16 protein-coding genes are annotated in these 18,393 nt (G+C 73.5%); 7 read left to right on the forward strand and 9 right to left on the reverse strand.

All coding sequences use genetic code 11. From position 1 onward, the window contains the following. Positions 1 to 61: 61 nt before the first annotated feature. Positions 62 to 1,033: a DMT family transporter gene (locus ACN268_RS26255; RefSeq protein WP_421485538.1), complete on the reverse strand. Its 972-nt coding sequence runs from the start codon at positions 1,031 to 1,033 to the stop codon at positions 62 to 64. Then, positions 1,030 to 2,061, reverse strand: coding sequence for a class II fructose-bisphosphatase (glpX, locus tag ACN268_RS26260; protein ID WP_302740737.1), 1,032 nt, complete (start codon positions 2,059 to 2,061; stop codon positions 1,030 to 1,032). The genes ACN268_RS26255 and glpX overlap by 4 nt, the downstream gene beginning before the upstream one ends. 158 nt (positions 2,062 to 2,219) lie before the next feature. Between glpX and ACN268_RS26265 the strand changes: the two genes are divergently transcribed. Next, positions 2,220 to 3,029 carry a DUF4245 domain-containing protein gene (locus ACN268_RS26265; protein WP_421485540.1) on the forward strand — a complete coding sequence of 270 codons (810 nt, stop codon included), beginning with the start codon at positions 2,220 to 2,222 and terminating at the stop codon, positions 3,027 to 3,029. 185 nt (positions 3,030 to 3,214) lie between these two features. After that, the gene (locus ACN268_RS26270) at positions 3,215 to 4,060 is read left to right on the forward strand and encodes a hypothetical protein (protein WP_421485541.1); all 846 of its coding nucleotides are present in this window, start codon (positions 3,215 to 3,217) and stop codon (positions 4,058 to 4,060) included. Between the two features lie 87 nt (positions 4,061 to 4,147). Here ACN268_RS26270 and ACN268_RS26275 read toward each other — a convergent pair whose 3' ends face one another. Genes ACN268_RS26275 through ACN268_RS26285 form a run of 3 tightly spaced genes read right to left on the reverse strand, consistent with a single transcriptional unit; the run spans position 4,148 to position 7,523 of the window. After that, positions 4,148 to 5,062, reverse strand: coding sequence for a PLP-dependent cysteine synthase family protein (locus tag ACN268_RS26275; protein WP_421485543.1), 915 nt, complete (start codon positions 5,060 to 5,062; stop codon positions 4,148 to 4,150). A 1-nt stretch (position 5,063) separates the two neighbouring features. Continuing rightward, a complete protein-coding gene (locus ACN268_RS26280) occupies positions 5,064 to 6,467 on the reverse strand; it encodes an EamA family transporter (RefSeq protein ID WP_421485545.1) in 1,404 nt (467 codons plus the stop codon). Positions 6,468 to 6,479: 12 nt separating this feature from the next. Continuing rightward, entirely contained in the window at positions 6,480 to 7,523 is a 1,044-nt protein-coding gene (locus tag ACN268_RS26285; RefSeq protein ID WP_421485547.1) for a serine O-acetyltransferase, read from the reverse strand. Positions 7,524 to 7,753: 230 nt separating this feature from the next. Between ACN268_RS26285 and ACN268_RS26290 the strand changes: the two genes are divergently transcribed. Both ACN268_RS26290 and ACN268_RS26295 read left to right on the forward strand, forming a co-directional pair. Next, a complete protein-coding gene (locus tag ACN268_RS26290) occupies positions 7,754 to 9,172 on the forward strand; it encodes a PLP-dependent aminotransferase family protein (RefSeq protein ID WP_421485549.1) in 1,419 nt (472 codons plus the stop codon). Positions 9,173 to 9,211: 39 nt separating this feature from the next. Further along, positions 9,212 to 9,949 carry an alanyl-tRNA editing protein gene (locus ACN268_RS26295; protein WP_302740744.1) on the forward strand — a complete coding sequence of 246 codons (738 nt, stop codon included), beginning with the start codon at positions 9,212 to 9,214 and terminating at the stop codon, positions 9,947 to 9,949. An 8-nt stretch (positions 9,950 to 9,957) separates the two neighbouring features. Here ACN268_RS26295 and ACN268_RS26300 read toward each other — a convergent pair whose 3' ends face one another. Further along, the gene (locus tag ACN268_RS26300) at positions 9,958 to 10,170 is read right to left on the reverse strand and encodes an exodeoxyribonuclease VII small subunit (protein WP_420117580.1); all 213 of its coding nucleotides are present in this window, start codon (positions 10,168 to 10,170) and stop codon (positions 9,958 to 9,960) included. Positions 10,171 to 10,180: 10 nt separating this feature from the next. Continuing rightward, positions 10,181 to 11,395 (reverse strand): exodeoxyribonuclease VII large subunit, encoded by a 1,215-nt coding sequence (gene xseA / locus ACN268_RS26305; RefSeq protein WP_421485550.1) that lies wholly within the window; start codon positions 11,393 to 11,395, stop codon positions 10,181 to 10,183. Between the two features lie 125 nt (positions 11,396 to 11,520). Here xseA and ACN268_RS26310 point away from each other — a divergent pair, with 125 nt between their 5' ends. Together ACN268_RS26310 and ACN268_RS26315 are read left to right on the forward strand one after the other, a co-directional pair. After that, a complete protein-coding gene (locus ACN268_RS26310) occupies positions 11,521 to 12,504 on the forward strand; it encodes a 4-hydroxy-3-methylbut-2-enyl diphosphate reductase (protein WP_421485551.1) in 984 nt (327 codons plus the stop codon). A 250-nt stretch (positions 12,505 to 12,754) separates the two neighbouring features. Then, entirely contained in the window at positions 12,755 to 13,231 is a 477-nt protein-coding gene (locus ACN268_RS26315; protein ID WP_421485552.1) for a hypothetical protein, read from the forward strand. Positions 13,232 to 13,458: 227 nt separating this feature from the next. On the opposite strand, the gene ACN268_RS26320 is transcribed toward ACN268_RS26315, so the two are convergent. After that, entirely contained in the window at positions 13,459 to 14,610 is a 1,152-nt protein-coding gene (locus ACN268_RS26320; RefSeq protein ID WP_421485554.1) for a DNA recombination protein RmuC, read from the reverse strand. A gap of 53 nt (positions 14,611 to 14,663) precedes the next feature. On the opposite strand from ACN268_RS26320, the gene ACN268_RS26325 reads away from it, so the two are divergent. After that, a complete protein-coding gene (locus ACN268_RS26325) occupies positions 14,664 to 15,431 on the forward strand; it encodes a hypothetical protein (RefSeq protein ID WP_421485555.1) in 768 nt (255 codons plus the stop codon). An 87-nt stretch (positions 15,432 to 15,518) separates the two neighbouring features. Here ACN268_RS26325 and ppc read toward each other — a convergent pair whose 3' ends face one another. Then, entirely contained in the window at positions 15,519 to 18,305 is a 2,787-nt protein-coding gene (ppc, locus tag ACN268_RS26330; protein WP_421485557.1) for a phosphoenolpyruvate carboxylase, read from the reverse strand. Between the last annotated feature and the right edge of the window lie 88 nt (positions 18,306 to 18,393).

The following is an 18,393-nucleotide window of genomic DNA, read 5'->3' on the forward strand; positions in this document are numbered from 1 at the left end:
GCCCCGCCGGGCCGGGCCGCCGACGGTCCGCCCGCGCGCAGTGTCGGCTCGGACGCTCGGGTCAGCGGCGCGGGGCCGGGCCCAGCGCCGCCACCAGCACCGCGACCAGGGTCAGCAGCGCGCCGGCCAGGGTGGCCGGACCCGGGTGCGACGCCGACGTCGGCAACACCACGTCCAGCACGACGGCCCCGACGACCTGACCGGCGATGGTGGCCAGCCCCAGCAACAGGACCCCGGTGAACCGGACGATCGCCGCCGCGACCGCGATGAAGACGATGCCGATCGGGCCGCCCAGATACAGCCACGGCTCGGTCGGCAGCGCGCCACCGGGAGCACCCCGGACCGCCAGGTCCACGCCGAAGGCGACCAGCAGGGCCACCGTACCGACGGCGAAGTTGACCCCGGTGGCGACGAGCGCGCTGCCCGACGCCGCCCGGACCAGCCCGTTGACCGCCTGCTGCCAGGCCAGGCCCAACCCGGCCAGCAACGGCAGCAGGGCCAGCACCAGGGTGCCCGGGTCGCCGAGCCGGTCACCGACCGCCAACAGCACGGCCAGCACGGTCAGCACCGCACCGGCCAGCCGGGCACCCGTCACCGGCTGCCGCCCGCCCGGTCCGATGCCCGCCCGGTCCACCGCCAGGCTGCTGGCCGACTGCCCGGCCACCACCGCCACGGTGAACACCGCCACGCCGAGCGCGCCGATGGTGAGCCCCTGGGTGGCGACCAGGAACGCCCCGCACACCCCGCCCAGCATCTGCCAGGGACGCAGCGCACCGGACCGCAACGCCCCGCGCAGGTCGGCCAGCCCGCGCCGCCCCCCGGGCAGGGCCGGGACCAGCACCAGCAGCACCAGCAACCCCAGGCCGAAGGAGACCACCGCGGCGGCGATGCCGTCGGCCAGGCGTACCCCCAGCTCGCCGTTGATCCGGGACTGCACGGCCACGCCGACGCCGGCGGCGGTGGCCAACCCGATGCCGGCGATCCGACGGGCGGCGGACAGGACGGGAGGGGCGGCGGTGCCGGAAACTGTCACTCCTGCTCTGCCAGGGGCCTGCCGTCGAAGTCCACCGCCGAGTAGAGGGCCAGCTTCTCCAACCGGTGGTACGAGTCGATCACCCGGATCGTGCCGCTCTTGGAGCGCATCACGATCGACTGGGTGTACGCCCCACCGGCCTGGTACCGCACCCCGCGCAGCAGGTCACCGGAGGTCACCCCGGTCGCCACGAAGAAGCAGTTGTCCCCGGTGACCAGGTCGTCGGTGCCGAGCACCCGGTCCAGGTCGTGCCCGGCGGCGAGCGCCTTCTCCCGCTCCTGCGCGTCCTGCGGCCAGAGCTTGGCCTGCATCGCCCCGCCCATGCACTTGAGCGCGCACGCCGAGATGATCCCCTCCGGGGTGCCGCCGATGCCCATCAGCACGTCGACGCCCGACTCACCCCGGGCGGCGGCGATCGACCCGGCGATGTCGCCGTCGGAGATGAACCGGATGCCGGCCCCGGTCCGCCGGATCTGCCCGACCAGGTCGTCGTGCCGGGACCGGTCCAGCACGCAGACCGTGACCTCGGCCACCTCGGTGCCCTTGACCTTGGCGATCCGCCTGATGTTCTCCGCCGGGCCGGCCTCGATGTCCACCACGTCGGCGTACTCCGGGCCGACGGCCAGCTTCTCCATGTAGAAGACGGCGCTCGGGTCGAACATCGCCCCCCGCTCCGAGACGGCCAGCACGGCGAGCGCGTTGGGCATGCCCTTGCTCATCAGCGTGGTGCCGTCGACCGGATCCACCGCGACGTCCACCTCGGGGCCGGTGCCGTCACCCACCTGCTCGCCGTTGAACAGCATCGGCGCGTTGTCCTTCTCGCCCTCGCCGATCACCACGACGCCGCGCATCTGGATCGAGTTGATCAGCTTGCGCATGGCGTCGACGGCTGCCCCGTCGCCGCCCTCCTTGTCGCCCCGGCCGACCCACCGGCCGGCGGCCATCGCCGCGGCCTCGGTGACCCGGACCAGGTCGAGGGCGAGGTTACGGTCGAGGTCCTGCGGGACCCGCGTCCTGGTGTTCGTCATGGCGGCTTCCTCCTCGCGACGGTGCGGGGTGGGCAGGCGGGGACGCAGGTCGCCCCCTGCCGGCTGTGTCGCTGATCCTCACACGATGCCAGGTCCGGGGGCGGGGCGGGGCGATGGTGGGCGGGATCGCCCCACCGGGCGGCTGCGAGAATGGGCCGGTGGAAGCCGCACAGCCTGCCGACCGCGTACCCGCCGACCCGACCCCGCCGGACGGACGGCCGCCGGTGCCCCCGGCCACCGCCGACACGCCCACCGGGTCCGCGCCCGGCGGCGGCGCGGGTACGCCGGCCGGCGGCGGGCCCGAGCCGGCCCCCGTCGCGGGCGGTGAGCCCGAACCGGCCCTCGTCGGCGGCGACCCGGAGCCGGTGCCCGTCGCCGGGGAGTCCGAGCCGGCGCTGGTCGCCGGGGCCGGGTCGCCGGACCGGGCGGCGACGGCGCGTCCCGGGCGTCCGGAGCGACCCCGTTCCGAGCGCTCGCCCAAGGACATGGCCCTGTCGCTGCTGGTGCTGTTGGTGCCGATCGCCCTGCTGCTCGCCTTCTACCGGGGCTTCCTCGGCGGCGAGCAGCCCACCACGGTCGACGCCGCCCCCGCCTACGAGCAGGCCCGCGCCGCGAACGTCTTCCCCGTCGCCGAGCCGTCCGGGCTGGGCGACGGCTGGCGTACGGTGAGCGCCAGTTTCCGTACCGTCGACGACGGCGCGACCCTGCGGGTGGGGTATCTCACCCCGGAGGGGCGGGGCGCCCAGCTGGTGCAGAGCACCGTGCCGCCGCAGCGGCTGATCCCCGCCGAGCTGACCGCGCAGGGGCAGCCGCAGGGGCCGGCCGACCTGGGCGGGGCGAACTGGCAGCGGTACACCGGGCGGGGCAACGAGCAGGCGCTGGTGCTCCTCGAACCGAACCGTACGGTGATCGTGGTGGGCGACGCCCGCGACAACGAGCTGCGTGAGCTGGCCGGCGCACTGCGCTGACCGGCGGCGGCACGGGTGGACCGGGCCGGGGGGATTGCGGAAGGCGACGTCCGGGAACAGAAGGGACACGACCCCGGGCCGGCCCGACCGGGCGGGGACCGTGCGCCGCGCGGGAAGTGTCACGCCCGTGCCGGCACGCCCCCGGTGCCCGCCGGGGGTCGGACGACCCGACTGGAGAACCCGACGTGACCATTCGACGTTTCAGTACGGCGGTCTTCGCCGCAGCGCTGCTCACCCCCGGCCTGGCCGCCTGCAACAACTCCGGCACCGGTGAGGCGGGGTCCTCCGCGTCCCCGTCGGTCTCCGGCAGCGTCGCCCCGGGCAGCGCCTCGCCCGGCACCTCCGAGGCCAAGCAGGCTCTGCTGGACTCCACCAACGAGATCCGCAACGGCAACTTCCGGTTCACCATGAGCGGGGTGGGGTCGACCGCCGAGGGGCAGGTGCACCAGCCCAGCCAGAGCGCCCAGATGAAGCTGAGCATCGGGGACGCGTCGTCGGACCTGATGATGAACCTGGACCTGATCCACGCCAAGCCGGACAGCTGGGTCAAGCTCGACCTGGGCGGCAAGTCCGCCGGCAGCATCCCCGGCGCGCAGAAGCTCAACCTCGGTAAGTACCAGCACCTCGACCAGACCCGGATCAAGGGCAACAAGTCGCTCGGGTTCGACTTCGAGAAGGTCGACCCGGCCGGCAGCGCCGTGCTGACCCAGGGCATCACCGAGGTCCGGCAGACCGGCGAGGGCAGCTACGCCGGCACCCTGGACGTGTCGAAGGCCGCCGAGGCGGGTTCCGTCGACCAGACGGTGATCAGCGCGCTGGGTGCGCAGGCGCAGTCGGTGCCGTTCACCGCGAAGCTGGACCCGCAGGGCCGGCTCAGCGAGCTGGTGGTCCAGATCCCGGCCGCCGGCCAGAGCGCCGCGCAGGACATCAAGATCACCTACTCGGACTACGGCAACGCCACCGCCGCCCAGAAGCCCGCCGCCGATCAGGTGGTCGAGGCGCCGCAGGAGTTCTACAACCTGTTCAGCTGAGCGGGTGCACCGACGGCGGGGTGGCCCCGGGGCCACCCCGCCGTCGTCGTGTCCGCCGCAGCAGCCGGTGCTGCGGTCAGCCCCGGCTCAGAGCAGTTCCAGGTAGTCGTTGACCCGGTCGTAGGCCACCGTCAGCAGCGTCAGCGGCTCGTCCGAGGCGGCCAGCAGCCGGCGGCACGCGGCGATGTTCGCGCCGGTCGACGGCCCCGCGCCGATGCCCTCGCACTCCATCAGCCGGCGCATCCCGTCGATCGCGTCCGCCTCGCTCACCATGACCATCTCGTCGATGATCTCCGTGTTGAGCACCGGCGGGATCATGCCGATGGACAGCCCCTGGATGCGGTGCGGGACGAACACGTCGGCGAACATGTCGCAGCCCTCCGGCTGCACCCCGAGGATGCGCAGCCCGCCCTGGTGCTGCCGGAGCACCTCGCCGATGCCGGTCAGGTGACCGCCGGTGCCGATGCCTGCCACGTAGGCGTCCACCCGGGTGCCGTCCAGGTCGGCGATGATCTCGCGGACGGTGGTCAGCCGGTGGATCTCCGGGTTGGCCGGGTTGGCCGCCTGGTTGAGCATCACGTACTCGGGGTGCTCGAACTGGATCTCGGTGGCCAGCTCGCCGTGCGAGTTGTTGCCCCGGGTGCTGTCCGAGAGCCGGACCTCCACCCCGAAGCTGGCCAGCAGGCGACGCTTCGACTCGCTGTAGTTGTCCGGGATGACCAGCACCACCCGGTAGCCGAGCACCGCGGCGGCGATCGCGATCCCCATCCCGGTGTTGCCGCCGGTCGGCTCCAGGATGGTCTGCCCGGAGCCCGGCTTGAGCAGACCCTCCCGTTCCGCCGCCCGGATCATGTTCAGCGCGATGCGCATCTTGTGGCTGCCGCCCGGGTTGTTCAGCTCCAGCTTGAGCAGGATCTCCCCGGGCAGGTCGGCGGTGAGCCGGCTGAGCCGCACCAGCGGGGTGCCCCCCACGGTGTCCAGGATCGAGTCACGGATGCCCATCTCAACCCACCTCCGCCGTACGCCGGTCCGGGCCGGGCAGGAAGCGCAGCTCGGTGTACTCGCCGTCGACGCACCGGAACAACCGGGCCTCCCGGACGCCGGTGTCGTCGATGCCGACCACCAGCTGCTCCAGCGTCGGATAGAGCGGCACCCCGTCGACCAGGGCGTTGCGCCGGTCCTCGTCGCTGAAGTAGGCCCGCCCGTTGGGGTGCGAGTGGTAGAGCACCACCACCGGGTCGTCCACGTCGAGGTTGTCCTCGAGGTACATCAGGTCGGTCGGGGCCAGCACGTAGCCGGTCGCGGCGGTACGCGGGAACCGGACCGGGTCCTTGCGGTGCATCTCGTCGGCCATGTTGCGGGCCTCGTGCACCCGCCCGCTGGCGTGCACGAAACCGCACGCCTCGCCCGGGTAGGCGACCCGGGCGTGCTCGAAGATCGTGTCGAGGGTGGACCGGTCGAGCGTCGCCCCGTCGTCGGGGACCACCGGCGCGGGCGTGGCCGCCGAACCGCCCCCGGTGGCCTTCTTGGTCAGCCCGAACGCGGCGAGCATGACCACCGCGAGGCCCACCGCCAGGGCCGGCAGCGCCGAGTTCTCCAGCAGCGCCGACCCGAACAGCGCCACCACCGGGAAGAGCACGAAGACGTACGACACCAGGACCGCGTCGACGTGCTGGAGCAGGTAGAAGTAGGCGGCGAAACCGATCACCGAGCCGACCAGGCCGAGGTAGAGCACCCCGGTCAGCGAGCGGCCGGAGATCGCGCCCAGGTCGGGCCGCTCGACGAACGCCCCGAGCACCACCAGCCCCACCGCCCCGAGCCCGATCGGCAGGGTCTCCTGGGTGAGCACGTGCACGGTGCCGCCGTAGCGGGCCATCACCGCGTACGTCAGGGCGTGCATGACCGCGGCGAGCAGCACGGCCGCCGGTGCCAGCACGCCCCGGGCGCTGATCCCGGCGGTGAGCTGGACGATGCCGACCAGGCAGCCGAGCCCGACCACCACGCCGGCCCACTGCGTCCAGCTCACCGAGATCCGCGAGATCAGCACCGAGAAGAGCAGCAGGAAGACCACGACCGACGAGAAGATCAACGCCGCCAGGCCGGAGCTGATGTGCTGCTCGCCGTAGTTGATCAGCGCGTACGGGACGGCGATGTAGACCACCGCGATGAACGGCACCACCCAGCGGCGGCCCGGCGGCGGCAGCAGCGACACCCCCGGCGCGGCGAGGCAGACGGCGAGCAGGAACGGGAAGGCCACCAGGAAGCGCAACCCGGCCGCGGTGATCGGCGGCAGGGTCTCCACGCTCATCTTCATGCCGTACCAGGTGGTACCCCAGATCAGGCACACCAGCAGGTAGAGCAGCCCGAGCTGCCAGCGGCCGGCGCGGGCGCCGGTGTGGTTCGTCATCTCATCTCCTGGTCACGCGAAGCCGAACTCGTCGAGCGCCCGCCAGAGTTGCTGGAGGTTGTAGAGGACCGTCTCGTTCCCGCAGGTGTCGATGATCCGGAGCCGCTCGTCGGTGCCGGGACGGTTCACCGCGCACCGGACCCGCCGGTCGTCGCGCTCGAGGACCACCACCGGCCGGTGCTGGCCGGTGCTGGTCACCAGGTCGACCTCGATCGCGGCGAGACCGGTGCCGTGCACCTCGACCACGCCCTCGCAGACCGGGACGACGCCGAAGACCCGGACGTTGCACTCGCCGGAGGTGCCCTGGTACTGGTTGAGCAGCCGGACCCGGCGGTGGCTCGGCACGTCGGTGGTGACGATGATCCCGGGCCCGATCAGCACGTCGTCGCCGACCGTCACCGCGCCGAGGATGCGGGCGAACGCGCCCACCTCGACCCGGTCGCCGAGCCGGGGGTGCCGCCGGCCGCTGGGGTTGTCGGCGATGCCCCGCGCGCCGAGCACGACCCCCTGGAGGATGTACGCGTCGTCGCCGATCTCGGTGGTCTCGCCGATCACCGTGCCGAGCCCGTGGTCGATGATCAGTCGCCGCCCGATGGTGGCGGCCGGGTGGATCTCCACGCCGGTGCGGACCTTGGCGGCCTCGGAGACCCGGCGGGCCACGGCGAGCCGGACGTCCGGGGTCAGCGGGGTGTCCCCGGCCCGGTGGACGGCGTGCGCCACCCGGTAGGCGAGGGTCGCCCGGTAGGCGACGTAGCTGTCCCAGACGTACTGCCACGATCCACCGGCGGCCGGGTCCCGGCGGGCGAGCGCGAGCAGGTCCTCCGAGGCGACCTCACAGATGGCGCGCAGCCGCTGCGGGGTCAGCAGTGACTGGGTCACCGCCGGGGACGCCTCGGCCTCGACGAGGCGGACGATCTCCGTACGCAGCAGCGGCGTCAGGGCCTCGGTCGACGCCGGGTCGACCGGCGGACTGCCCGGGGGAGTGGCCGGTCCGGACGCGGCGCGGGGGGCCGGTACGCGCTGCCCCGTGCCGTTCGAGCCCGCGGCTGCGTGCAACGACGACTCCATGCGGCTCCCGCTCCCCGTTCTGCTTGGAACCGTCTCCCTCGGCGGCTCGAGTGAGATGACACTCGGTGCGACGTCACGCGTCGGAAGCGGACCTGGCCGCAGAGCGGGCAGGTCGGTGCCAGATCGTAGTCACAGCCCCCCGCTAACGTGACGATGGAATATTGCTCAAGTCAGTGGCTGAGGGAAATAGCCAATCCTCAGTCCATTGGGGGGAGAGCATGAACGCGGAAGAGTTGGCCGCTCAGATCGGTGCGTGGAAGGACGACCAGACCCGGCTCTACCGCGGCCTGGCCGAGCAGCTGCGACTGCTGATCCGGCTCGGATCGCTGCCCCCGGGCAGTGAACTGCCCCCGGAACGGCGGCTCGCCGTGGCGCTGGCCGTCAGCCGGACGACCATCGCCCAGGCGTACAGCCTGCTCAAGGACGAGGGCTGGCTGGTCAGCCTCCAGGGCAGCGGGACCCGGGTGGCGCACGCCCAACCCGCCGTCGCGCCCCCCGCCGACTACGGCGCGGCGGCGAGCGGCTTCATCGCCGACGTGGTCCGCGACCGGTCACGGACCGTCGACCTGACGGTCCCGTCGCCGCCGCCCGGCCCGTGGCTGATGGCGGCGATGTCCCGGCTGCCCGCCCTGGCCGCCGCCGCGTTGCCCGGCCGGGTGTACGAACCGGCCGGTTACCCCGCGCTGCGGGAGCGGATCGCCGGCAAGCTGACCGCCGACGGCCGGGTCACCGCCGCCGAGGAGGTGATCGTCACCAACGGCGCGACCCAGGCGCTGTCCCTGCTGGCGGGGGTGCTGACCCGGCGGGGCGACACCGTCCTGGTCGAGGAGCTGACCTGCCCCACGGTGCTGGCGTCGCTGCGTACCGCCGGGTTGCGGCTGGTCGTCGTGCCGATCGAGCGGGAGGGTGTCGATCCGCAGGCGGTAGAGGCGGCCGTCCGTCGGTACGAACCCTCCTTCATCTACGTCATCCCGACATACCACAACCCGACCGGGTGGACGATTACCGAGCGCCGGCGGGCGGCGCTGGCCTCCATCGCCCGCCGGTACGGGGTGCCGCTGGTGGAGGACCTCACCCTCGCCGACACCCGGATCGACGGCCCGCTCCCGCCACCCCCGATCGGCGCGTACGCCCCCGGCGCGCAGATCTACACGGTCGGCAGCCTCAGCAAGGTCTGCTGGCCGGGCCTGCGGATCGGCTGGCTGATCGGCCCCCGCCGCGAGCTGCAACGGATCGTGCACCTGCGGGCCATGTACGACCTGGGCTGCCCGCTGCCCACCCAACTGCTCGCCGTCGAACTCCTCGACGACCTGCCGCAGATCCGCCTCGAACGGCAGCGGGAACTGCTCGGCCGCCGCGACGCCCTGCTCGCCGCCCTCGCCGAACACCTGCCGCAGTGGCGGCACGAGTCACCCCACGGCGGGCTCAGCGTCTGGTGCGCCACCCCCCGGCCGCTGCAACAGCTCAACCACGTCGCCCAGCACCACGGCATGCAGTTGATGCTCGGCTCGCACTTCGCCGTGGGGGCACGCTCCTACCTGGACCACGTCCGTCTCCCCTTCACCCTCGACGAGGCGGAGTTGGTCGAGGTGGTCAGGCGACTGGCCGGCTACTGGGTCGAGGCCGGGCGTGGCTAGTCTCACGGTGCGCGACGATCGGTAGTACGCTGCGCCCCCATGGGCATCTCCCACCACGGACGCACCGAGCGTCTCGACCTCGCCGACCCGTCCCTGCGCGAGTGGACCTGCCGAGTCGTGCACGTCGATCCCGAACGCGGCATCGTGCTGGACCGCTCCGCCTTCTACCCCGGTGGCGGCGGCCAGCCGCCGGACCACGGCGTGCTGCTGTGGCAGGGGGTGCAGACCCGGATCGTCGGCACCCACAAGGGTGACGACCTCTACCTGATCCCCGCCGAGGGCGACCCGGTGCCGCCGGTCGGCACCGAGGTCCGGGGCGCGATCGAGGACGAGCGCCGGTTCACCCTGATGCGCACCCACTCCGGCCTGCACGTGCTCTGCGGCGTGGTGTTCCGTGACTTCGGTGCGCTGGTGACCGGCGGCAACATGGAGCCGGGCGAGGCCCGGATGGACTTCAACCTGCCGCAGCCCCCCGAGGGCTTCAAGGGCCTGCTCGAAGAGGCGGTCAACAAGGAACTGGCCACCGACCGGCGGGTCTCCGTCCGGGTGCTGCCCCGCGACGAGGCGCTGGCCATCCCCGACATCGTCCGTACCCAGACCAACCTCATCCCGCCGGACGAGCAGGAGGTCCGGATCGTCGACATCGAGGGTCTCGACGTGCAGGCCGACGGTGGCACCCACGTCGCGTCCATCGGGCAGGTCGGGCGGATCCAGGTGGTCAAGGTGGAGAGCAAGGGCAAGCAGAACCGCCGGGTCCGCATCCGCCTGGTCAGCTGACCCCCGGGTCAGGCGTCGGTGGTCGACCGGGCGGCGTCGATCCGGGCGCGGGCGCCGTCGAGGGAGCGTTGGCAGGCGGCGGCGAGCCGCTCGCCGCGCTCCCACAGCGCCAGCGACTCCTCCAGCGACGTGCCGCCGGCCTCCAACCGCTCCACCACCTGGGCCAGCTCGGAGCGGGCCTGCTCGTAGCTGAGCTGATCCTCGGGCTTCCGGTCGCTCATCTCGTCCTCCTCATGCGTCCACGGTCACGGTCAGCTCGCCCTCGGCGAGGCGGACCCGCAGCGGGTCGCCCCCGGCCACCTCGCCGGCCACCCGGACCACGTGCCCGTCGGCCCGCTGCACGATCGCGTAGCCCCGGTCGAGGGTGGCGGCGGGGGAGAGCGCCCGCAGCCGGGCCAGGGTGTGCCGCAGGTCGCCGGTGGCCGCGTCGAGCCGGTGGTGCAGGTTGCGCCCCGCCCGGTCCCGCAACGCGGACACCTCGGCCGCCCGCTGCTCGACCATCACCTGCGGGCGGGCCAGCACCGGCCGGGACCGCAGCAGGGTCAGCCGGTGCGACTCCCGGTCGACCAGGTTGCGGACCGCCCGCTCCAGCCGGGAACGGGCCTGGCCGATCAGCCGTACCTCGTCGGCCAGGTCGGGCACGACCCGCTTGGCGGCGTCCGTCGGGGTGGAGGCGCGGACGTCGGCGACGTAGTCGACAAGCGGCGCGTCCGTCTCGTGGCCGATCGCGCTCACCACCGGGGTACGACAGGCGAAGACCGCCCGGCACAGCGCCTCGTCGGAGAAGGGCAGCAGATCCTCGATGCCGCCGCCGCCCCGGGCCAGGATGATCACGTCGACGCTCTCGTCGGCGTCGAGGACCCGCAGCGCGTCGACGATCTGCGACACCGCCCCCGGCCCCTGCACCGCCACGTTGACCGTGCGGAACTCCACCGCCGGCCAGCGCCGCCGGGCATTGGTCAACACGTCCCGCTCGGCGGCGGACGCCCGGCCGGTGACCAGGCCGATCCGCTGCGGCAGGAACGGCGGCCGGCGCTTGCGGGCCCGGTCGAACAACCCTTCGGCGGCGAGCAGCTTCTTGAGTTTCTCCAGCCGGGCCAGCAGCTCACCGAGCCCCACCTGGCGGATCTCGTCGGCGCGCAGGCTCAGCGTGCCCCGCGCCGCGTAGAACTCCGGCTTGGCGTGCAGCACCACCCGGGCGCCCTCGCGCAGCTCCGGTGCGCCCGAGTCGAGGACGTCCCGGTTGGTGGTGACGGTGAGGCTGAGGTCGGCCGACGGGTCGCGCAGGGTCAGGAAGACCGTGCCCGCCCCCGGGCGACGGCTGATCTGTGCCACCTGCCCGTCGACCCAGACCCAGCCGAGCTTGGCGATCCACGCGCCGACCTTCTGGCTGACCACCCGGACCGGCCAGGGTTCCTCGGGGGTGCTGCGGGGGGCGTCGGTCACCCGCCCACCCTACGGTCCGCCCCCGACGACCCGGCGCTGCCGGGCCGCCCGCCGCGACCCGTACCCCCGCTGTGGTACGGGTCGCAGCTCCTGCCGGGGGAGATGTCGACACGTACGATGGGCGGGTGACCGAGCCTGAGGCGACCCCAAAGACCGGCAAGCGCGTGCTCCTGGCCAAGCCCCGCGGCTACTGCGCCGGGGTGGACCGGGCGGTACAGACCGTCGAGGAGGCGCTGAAGCTCTACGGCGCGCCGATCTACGTCCGCAAGCAGATCGTGCACAACAAGCACGTGGTGCAGACCCTGGAGGCGCGGGGCGCGATCTTCGTGGAGGAGAACGAGGAGGTGCCCGAGGGCGCCACCGTCATCTTCTCCGCGCACGGCGTCGCCCCCGAGGTCTACGAGCAGGCCAAAGCCCGGTCGCTGCGGGCGATCGACGCGACCTGCCCGCTGGTGACCAAGGTGCACCAGGAGGCCAAGCGGTTCGCCGCCGAGGACTACGACATCCTGCTGATCGGTCACGAGGGGCACGAGGAGGTCATCGGCACCGCCGGGGAGGCCCCCGCCCACATCCAGCTCGTCGACGGCCCCGACGACGTGGACCGGATCACCGTGCGCGACCCGAACAAGGTCGTCTGGCTCTCCCAGACCACGCTGTCGGTGGACGAGACGCTGGAGACGGTGGCCCGGCTCAAGACCCGGCTGCCGCTGCTCCAGTCGCCGCCCAGCGACGACATCTGCTACGCCACCTCCAACCGGCAGCACGTGGTCAAGGAGATCGCCCCCGACTGCGACGTGGTGATCGTGGTCGGCTCGCGCAACTCGTCCAACTCGGTGCGCCTGGTCGAGGTGGCCCTGGACGCCGGGGCCCGCGCCGGGCACCTGGTCGACTTCGCCCACGAGATCGACGACGCCTGGCTGGTCGACGCCCGGACGGTGGGGCTCACCTCCGGCGCGAGCGTGCCCGACGAACTGGTCCACGAGGTGCTTGCCCATCTGGCCGCGCGGGGCTTCACCGACGTCGACGAGGTGGTCACCGCCAACGAGCGGCTGACCTTCTCACTGCCGCAGGAACTCAAGCGCGACATGAAGGCCGCCTCCCGCGGCTGACCCCGGGCGGGCCCGCCGGCTGGGGACCGGCTCCGCCCGCCGGCTGGGGACCGGCTCCGCCCGCCGGCTGGGGACCGGCTCCGGCGGGGTTGACCCGGCACGGAAGCCCCGCGCCGACCCGGCACCGGGGTGACGCGCCCGCCGCGGGTCGGTGTCGGCGTGGTCGTCGGTGGCCTGCCGGCACCGGTGTCCCTCGTCGGTGGGTTCCCGGCGGACGGAACGGATCACGGGTGCGGCGCGTCCCAGTGGTATGAGAACTCCTCGGATGGCGGTCGTCGTGCTGCTGGCCGCCGGTGTGGCGCTCGCCGGCTGTGGCGACGGTGCCGACGTCACCGGTCCGCCGGCCACGCCGACCAGTTCCCCGGCCCCCACGGTCACCCCGACGGACACGGTCACCCCGACGGGCACCGTGCCGCCGTCCACGTCGCCGGCATCGGTGGCCCCGTCCGCACCGCCGGCCGGTTCGGTGCCGCCCGGCGGGTTGAAGCCGCCGCCCGGCGGCCCACGGCTGCCGCCCGGTCCGGGCGCGACGGAGCTGACCGGCACCGTCGAGGCGGGTGTCGAGCCGGGGTGTGTGCTGCTCGACGGTCACCAACTGGTCGGCGGCCCGAAGGACGTCCTCGTGGCCGGAGCCCGGGTGACCGTCACCGGCCGGGCCCAACCCGACCTGATGAGCACCTGCCAGCAGGGTGTCCCGTTCCTGGTGGAATCCGCCCGCCGCTCCTGACCACCCACCCGCACGCCCGGCTGATCGCCCGTCGGCCCGTGCCCGCCCGCCGGTCCGTGCCCGCCCGGCCGCCCGTCGGCCCGCGCCCTTCCCGGGCCCGTGGGTCGACGCACTTTCGCCGATTTGGCGGTTTCCGGCCGTTTCGATACGGCTATTGAGCCGACATCGCGCCCTCAGCCGCCGGGCGCCTGCGGCGCGGCGGCGGGGCCGGGCCGGGCCGGGGTGGGTCAGGGGCGGTCGTCGGTGGGGAGGAGTTCGGGGGCCTGGGGTTGGCGGGGGGCCAGCTCGACCTGGGCCGGGACGGTCAGCTCCTGGTCGGAGACGCCCAGCTCGGCCAGTTTGCGCGCGCTGACCAGGACCCGGGCCTCCAGCGAGCCCACCGCCCGGTTGTACGCCGTCACCGCGCCACCGAGCGAGCTGCCGAGCTTGCCGACGTGATCGCCCAGGGTGGACAGCCGGCCGTACAGCTCCCGGGCGAGCGTGTGCACCGCCACCGCGTTGCGGGCCAACGCCTCCTGCCGCCACGAGTACGCCACGGTACGCAGCAGCGCGACCAGGGTGGCCGGCGTGGCGAGCACCACGTTGCGGGCGAACGCGTGCTCCAGCAGCGTCGGGTCGCGCTGCAACGCCACGTCCAGGAACGGGTCGGCCGGCACGAACAGCACCACGAACTCCGGGCTGTCGTCGAACGCGGCCCAGTAGGTCTTCGCGGCCAGCGCGTCGACGTGCCCGCGCAGGTGCTTCGCGTGCCGGTCGAGGTGGGTGTCCCGGTTGCGCTCGTCGCGGGCCTCCATCGCCGTCAGGTAGGCGTCGAAGGGCGCCTTGGCGTCCACCACCACCGTCCGCCCGCCGTGCAGCCGGACCACCAGGTCGGGGCGGACCCCCTGGTGGTCGGTGGCGGCGGTGACCTGCTCGCTGAAGTCGCAGTGCTCCAGCATGCCGGCCGCCTCGACGATCCGGCGGAGCTGGTGCTCGCCCCAGCGTCCGCGTACCTGCGGGGCGCGCAGCGCGGCGACGAGCTGCTTGGTCTCGGTGCGTAGCTCACCGGAGACGGCCCCCATCGAGCGGACCTGTTCGCGTAGCTCGGCGTAGGCGTCGACGCGGTCGCGTTCCAGCTCGCCGACCCGTTGCTCGTAGCGGCGCAGGGTGTCGTGCAGCGGGGCCACCGCGCGGGCCACCGCCTCCTGGGACTGGGCGGTCGCCTCGTAGCTCAGCGCCCGCATCGACTGCTCCAGCCGGCCCTCGCCCTCCCGGTTGGCGGCGAGGGTGGCCTCCAGCCGGGCGATCTCGGTGGCCGACCGGGCGCGGGCGGCGTACCAGCCGACCGCCCCGCCGGCGGCGAGGCAGACCACCACCACGGCCAGCGTCGAGAAGTCCATCACCAGAGCTTGCCAAACGGGTACGACTCGACGCCCCCGGGTACGTTCGGAGAATGGAATTTCTGCTCGTGCTCATCCTGGTCGCCATGCTGGCCGGTGGTTTCGTCTGGTGGCGGCGGGAGAAGGCGGCCCGGGAGGCGCGCAGCCTCGCCGACGTCCGCGCCGACGCCCAGCGGTGGTACGAACGCCTCGGCGGCCAGGTGATGAACCTGCACGGCGACGACCCGGCGGTACGCCAGGCGCTGGTCGACGCGGGTGAGCGGTACAACGCGGCGGGCAGCCAGCTGGAACAGGCCCGTACGGTGCACCAGTTCCGGCTGGCCCGGGAGACCGCGTTGGAGGGGCTCGCCTACGCGCGGGCGGCCCGGGTGGCGCTCGGCTTGGACCCGGGCCCGGAGCTGCCCCCGCTGGCCGCCGCGCAGGGGGCCGGGGAGATCACCCGGGAGCGTCAGGTGGACGTGCAGGGGCAGACGTTCAGGGCCGGTCCGCAGCCCGGCCGGGACACCCCGTACTACTACCCGGGCGGGCGTTACCAGGGCCGGCCGGTGCCGGCCGGCTGGTACTCGACGCCGTGGTGGAAGACCGCGCTGGGGGCGGGCGTCGGGGTGGTCGGCGGGATGCTGATCGCCGACGCGCTCTTCTCGCCGGCCTTCGCCGACCCGGGGTACGACGCCGGCTACCAGGAGGGCTTCGGCGACGGCGCGGACTTCGGCACGGCCGGGGACCCGGGCGGCGACTTCGGCACCGCCGGTGACTTCGGCGGCGGTGGGTTCGGGGGCGGCGACTTCGGCGGTGGGGACTTCGGGGGCGGCGACTTCTGAGCCGGTGCCGCCGGCCGGCGGCACGCGCCGGTGCGGGCCCGGCCGGGCCCTGCCACCGCCTCCGGGGCGGTGGCAGGGACGACGTCGTCAGCCGGTGTTGCGCATCCCGGCGGCGATGCCGTTGACCGTGGTGAGCAGGGCCCGCTCCAGGGCCGTACCGTCGCTGGGGGCGCGTCGGCCGCCAGGTGCGGTGATGACCGCCCGGCCGGCGGCGCCGGAGTCCCGGTACTGCCGCAGCAGCGCCACCTGGAGGTGGTGCAGCGGCTCCAGGTAGGTGTCGCGCACCGCCAGGGTGCGTTGGAGGACCGGCGAGTTCTCCAGCAGGGCCGGCGACGAGGTGACCGCCAGCACCTCCTGCTTGGTCAGCTCGTACTCCTGCTGGATCTTGTCGAAGATCGGGTGCAGCTCCTCGGGGACCAGCGTCTCGACGTACCGGCGGGCGATGCTGAGGTCGGTCTTGGTCAGCATCATCTCCACGTTCGACAGGAACGTGCGGAAGAAGTGCCAGTTGCGGTGCATCTCGGCCAGCACGTCCTCCAGGCCGGCGGCGCGGGCGGCGGCGAGGCCGGAGCCGACCCCGAACCAGCCGGGCACGATCTGCCGGGTCTGCGTCCAGCCGAACACCCACGGGATGGCCCGCAGGCCGCCGAGGCCGGCCCCGGTGTTCGGCCGCTTCGCCGGCCGGGAGCCGATGTTCAACGCGCCGAGCAGCTCCGTCGGCGTCGACGCCCAGAAGTACGCCGGCAGGTCCGGGTCCTCCACCAGGCCCCGGTACGACCGGAAGGCCGACTCGGAGACCACGTCCATCGCCGCGTCCCAGCGTTCCAACTGCTCGGCGGGCTGCCGGGGGGCGGTGTGCAGCAGCGTCGCCTGGAGCACCGCGGCCACGGTCAGCTCCAGGTTCTCCCGGGCCAGCGCCGGCAGGGTGTACTTGTCGGAGATGACCTCACCCTGCTCGGTCACCTTGATCGCGCCGTCCAGGGTGCCGTACGGCTGGGCCAGGATCGCCTCGTGGGTGGGGCCGCCGCCGCGTCCGACGGTGCCGCCCCGGCCGTGGAACAACCGCAGGTGCACGCCGTGCTGGGCGGCCACGTCCCGCAGCGCCCGCTGGGCCCGGTGGATCGACCACTGGCTGGTGGTGATGCCGGCCTCCTTGTTGGAGTCGGAGTAGCCGAGCATCACCTCCTGCACGTCGCCCCGGGCCGCGACCAGCGCCCGGTAGGCCGGCAGGGAGAGGAGTTCGTTGAGCATCTCGCCGCCGGCGTTCAGCTCCGCCGGGGTCTCCAGCAGCGGGACGAAACCGATCCGGGCCCGCCCGGTGTGCACGTCGACCAGGCCGGCCTCCCGGGCCAGCACCACCGCCGCGAGCACGTCGTCCACGCCGAGGGTCATCGAGATGATGTACGACTCGATGACCTCGCCGCCGAACCGGTCCTGCGCCTCGCGGATCGTCCCGAACACGTCGAACGTCTTGCGCGCCGCCTCGGTCAACGGGGTGTCCAGGGCGGACAGCGGCCGGCGGCCGGTCAGCTCGTCGGCGAGCAGCTTGGTGCGCTCCAGCCGGGTCAGCGACGGGTAGTCCGACACCTCGCCGACCGCCGTGTAGAGCTGGGCGAGCACCTCGTGGTGCTTCTCGGCGTGCTCCCGGACGTCCATGGTGGCCAGGTGCAGGCCGAACGCGGAGACGGTACGGATGGTCGAGGCGAGCCGACCGACGGCGGTGAGCTGCCCGGAGTTGCGGGCCAGCGAGGCGCGCAGCAGTTCCAGGTCGGCGATCAGTTCGCCGGAGCCCTGGTAGTCCCGGCCCGGCACGTGCGGGGTGCCGGCGCGCAGCCGCTCCCGGGTGTTGGCCAGCTTCGCCTTCACGCAGCGGGCCTTGAGCCGGTAGGGCTCCTCGGCGTTGACCCGGCGGAACCGGGGGGCCACCTCGGGCAGCGCGTCCAGGTCGGCGGCGAGGCTGGCCGACAGGTCCAGCGACACGGCGCGCAGCCGGCGGGAGACGGAGACCTCGTTGACCAGGTGCTCCATCGCCGCCTCGGTGGCGGTGATGCCGTGCTCGTGCTGGATGCGCAGCACCTCGCGGGTGACCACGGGGGTGACGAACGGGTTGCCGTCCCGGTCGCCGCCGATCCAGGTGCCGAAGGTCAGCGGGCGCGACGTCGGCGAGGTCTCCACGCCGAGGGTGCGCAACGTGTCGGCCAGGTCGTCGAGCACCTGCGGGGCGGCCTCGGCGTACAGGTCGCGCAGGTAGTAGATGGCGTTGCGGGCCTCGTCGGTCGGGTCGGGCCGGTCGAGGCGCAGCTCGTCGGTCTGCCACATCAGGTCGAGCAGTTCGGCGAGGCGGCGGTTGGCCGGGGCCTCGTCGCTGGCGCCGTAGAGGATGGCGTTGGCGGTCTCGGCGTCCAGCTCGTCGGCGATGGCGCGCAGCTTGGACAGGATCGACCGGCGGGCCGCCTCGGTGGGGTGGGCGGTGAAGACGGGGCGTACCGCGAGGCGGCGGGCGGCGGCGGCGATCTCCTCGGCCGGCACCCCGCGCTCGGCGATCATCTTGGCCGCCTGGTCCAGCCAGCCGCCCTGGATCGCCCGGCGACGGCGCAGGTCGCGGGCCCGGTGCACCTGCTCGGTGATGTTGGCCAGGTGGAAGTAGGTGGAGAAGGCGCGGGCCAGCTTGGTGCCGGTGGTCACGTCCAGCCCGCCGAGGCGCTGCGCGGCGGCCGGGGCGTCGGAGCGGACCTGGGCGCGGATCTCCTCGACCAGGTCGAGCAGCGGCCGACCCTCCTGCCGGGCCAGGGTCTGGCCGAGCAGGGTGCCGAGTCGACGGATGTCGGCCCGCAGTGCGGCGTCGGGCCCGTCGTGATCATGCTGGTCGGTCACCGTGCGCTCCTTACGTGAGTACGAAGGACAGCGCTGTCCGACTCCCTGGATGGTATCTGCGCGGCCCGGTCCGGGAGGAAGGGGTTCG

Source organism: Micromonospora sp. WMMD735 (assembly GCF_049178995.1).
Taxonomy (GTDB): domain Bacteria; phylum Actinomycetota; class Actinomycetes; order Mycobacteriales; family Micromonosporaceae; genus Micromonospora; species Micromonospora wenchangensis.